Raw genomic sequence first — 3,151 nt, forward strand, 5'->3', positions numbered from 1 at the left:
CCCAACTCTTCAGCACCAACGCGTAGGCCCGCCACGTCAGGGGACTCGGCGCCCCGCTGATCGGAAGCTCCCGCAGCCACTCGTTCATCACCGTCGCAGGCCTCGGCCCAGACCCGTCCTCGAACCGCAAATCATCATCGATCAGGACCGGCATCTGGTCCCGGATCGCCGGACGGCCGCGCAGGGACCAGCCCTCCCAGCCGTCTGGGCTGAAGCAGTGAACAAGCACAGCGGCAGCAAAGCAGGGGCCACCGACAGTCCCGATTGAGACACCCGACGATGCAGAAGTTATCCACCCCAACCGGTCTCAGGATCCGCATCCCTGAGACACGACGACCAAGCCGGGTTAACGCCAGATGCTCCACCGACGAACAAGACCTCACCGTCCAACGCGAAGGACTCGCCGCCTTGGGTGTCACTCCGGACCGGATCTACGTCGACCACGGGCTGACCGGGTGCAACCGCGAACGACCGCGCCTGCGCGAAGCGCTAGCCGCCTGCCGGGACGGCGACACCCTGGTCGTGACCAAACTTGACCGACTCGCCCGCTCACTGCCCCACGCCCGGGCAATCGCCGACGAACTGACCGACCCGGCGAGTCCGGCTTAGCCTCGGCGGCGCCGTCTACGACCCGACCGACCCGGTCGGCAGGTTGTTGTTCAACGTGCTGGCGATGGTCGCTGAATTCTCTGTTATCTCGACACGCCGGAGTGGCGACGTTCCCAGGTTGTGGACTGCGGCCTGATGGGCTGAGTACCGGCGAGGGAGGCCGGTGTGCGGGTGGTCAAGGAGCGAGAGGGCGGCATCGTCCGTCGCGTCGTGCTGGTCGATGAGTCCGGTGACGAGGTGTTGCCGGTCAATCGGTTCCTGTCCCATCTGGTCGATTCGGGGTACAGCCCGAACACGGTGTGCGCCTACGGCCATGACCTGCGGCCGCTACCGACTGCTCCACGTCCCCGCCCGGCTCACCCACGGCGGCCTCGGCGTCGACTGCGACTGCCGCGACGTGGCCCTGGGCAACCGCGATCGTGGCGGTGTTCGCGAGCATCGCCGCGATCCCCACCCGGCTGACCCCACCATCTCAACCAACCGAGCAGGACCCTGGAGAACCGACACCGGCACAGCCAGCGCTCGCCCGGCCCCATGATGGGACTCATCGGCCGACGCCAGGAACGCGCCATCTGGACTGCCCTCAAGCACCCCCGGTCAACGGTCGCCCCCGTCGAGTCAGGCTGCCGTGGCCCTGGCTGTGCGCTGACTTCGGGCCTGGATGTAGATCACGACGGCCCATAGCAGCAGGTTCGTGAGCACGGCCGCGGGCGACCCCTCCCACAGCAGCACCAGGGTCAGGGGCAGGGTGTTGAACGCGGCATGGATGACCATGTTCAGGAAGACGCTGCGGGTTCTCTCGTAGAACCACGCCTGCAGGATCGCCATCGCGACGATTCCCATGGCGAAGCCCACGAGCGAGCCCGCGATCTGCAGGTGCACCATGCCCTGCTGCAGGAAGATCATCGTGGCGACGGGCAGGTGCCAGACCGCCCAAACGACCCCGACCAGCCACCCGGCGTCCCAGAACCCCCGTCCAGGGAGCAGCTTCTCGGTCAGGTACCCGCGCCAGCCAATCTCTTCTGTCCCGGACGTCACGAGCTGCAGCGTGAAGAAGGCGATCAGGAAGCCGACCAACTGCCCCCAGGAGGGGGCGTCAGCCGACCGGGTCCCGGTGGCAACCGTGATGACCATGGAGGGCAGTGTCACGCCGAGCAGGACCGCTAGGACGAGGGCGTACTCACGGCCACCGACACGGACGTCGGTCACCCGCCGCCGCAGGCTGCCCCTCGGGATGGCCGGGTCCATGCGCGAGGCGACGACGCCGCCGATCATCGGCCCGTAGACGGCAGGGAACGCGATCGCGGTGGCGATCAGGAGAGCGGTCGGAACATCGTGGACGAAGCCGACCCGCCACACGAAGTCCTGGTTGAACAGCAGGTCACCGGCATCGGTCACGTCCGCGACGATCCAGCCGGCGATCCACAACGCCCAGGAGAACACGTACGCGATGAGGAGGAACACGACATGGGGTCTGGCCCACATCGGCACTCGCGAAGCAGGGACCCCTACCCCGTCACCGACCATGTTGTTCAGGCTGGTCTCGCCTTCAACCTGGGACATGTTCAACCTCCAACCGACGACTCAGCCACGGAGATCCTGTGACCATCAGACTGCCTGCCTGAATCGCCGCGACAACGGTTTGCTAATCGACGCATCTCTTGCCTTCGGCTTCTTGCCAACATGCCTAGGGCGTTCTGCTGACCCGGCCACTGAAGTCCTAAGCCGCAGCTCGGGCGCTGTCAGGTTTCGGCCGAGCGTGCTCGCGGTGACCGCCCGCCGACCGATGCGGGTCTTGCGCCAACCCCGCATGTCGACGTGAGTCCGCGAATGCGTGCTCATGCCTTGAGTCTGGCCGTGGCCTGAGCCGGCCCCCAGGGTACAAAGTCCCACTCCGAGGGCCGAGACGCCCGACCGACGATGCATCCTCATGGCCGCTGGTGGTGCGCTCGATCGCGCCGATGAGGGGAAGTGTCGACCTGCGCGCCCATGGCCACTGTCCGTACCCTTTGCCTGAGCAAGGAGAGGTGCCAGCAGGCATACTTCGTGGCGTGAGCGCCCACCCGACCCAAGCTTCGCGCCTGCCAAGCTCATGGCTGGCCGGACTGGTCTTCCTTGGCTCGTTGGTGCCAGGACTCGTTGCCCTGCTGCCCCTGACGCCGGGGGCCGGTTGTTGCACCTTGTCCTCGGCGTTGTAGATCTCCGCGAGTGCGGCCCTGGCGCCGAGCTGCGCCGACTTCGGCAGGCAGCTCAGGACGTTGCCCATCTTGTGCCACCAGCGGCGCTGCTCGATCCTTTGCGGATATCCGTGGACCGGGGTGGGCCCGAGGCCCGGCAGGCCGTGTCACGCGCGAGACCCTCCACCGATTGCCGACGTGCATAACGATGCATAGACACAGCCCGGCCAAACTGCCGAACGAGCCGCGATCCGCGAGCGTGGACGACATGCGTCACACCGCCGCGTGTGACGTGAGTTTTCCACTCAGGGGTCGGCTTCGACGAACATCCGCCTACCGTATTCTGCGGGTTCCATACAGGACCC

At 66.6% G+C, this 3,151-nt stretch carries 1 protein-coding gene and 1 pseudogene; one reads left to right on the forward strand and one right to left on the reverse strand.

Translation table 11 applies throughout. The features are described from left to right. Positions 1–279 precede the first annotated feature (279 nt). Positions 280–688 (forward strand): annotated as a pseudogene (locus VIM19_03555) (recombinase family protein). Positions 689–1,227: 539 nt separating this feature from the next. On the opposite strand, the gene VIM19_03560 reads toward VIM19_03555, so the two are convergent. Continuing rightward, positions 1,228–2,172: a CPBP family intramembrane glutamic endopeptidase gene (locus VIM19_03560; GenBank protein ID HEY5183984.1), complete on the reverse strand. Its 945-nt coding sequence runs from the start codon at positions 2,170–2,172 to the stop codon at positions 1,228–1,230. Between the last annotated feature and the right edge of the window lie 979 nt (positions 2,173–3,151).

The sequence above is a fragment of the Actinomycetes bacterium genome, assembly GCA_036510875.1.
Classification (GTDB): domain Bacteria; phylum Actinomycetota; class Actinomycetes; order Prado026; family Prado026; genus DATCDE01.

Bases quoted from the DNA above. Each gene is read 5' to 3' on its own strand.
- VIM19_03560 (HEY5183984.1), bottom strand. From the start codon at position 2,172: ATGTCCCAGGTTGAAGGCGAGACCAGCCTGAACAACATGGTCGGTGAC.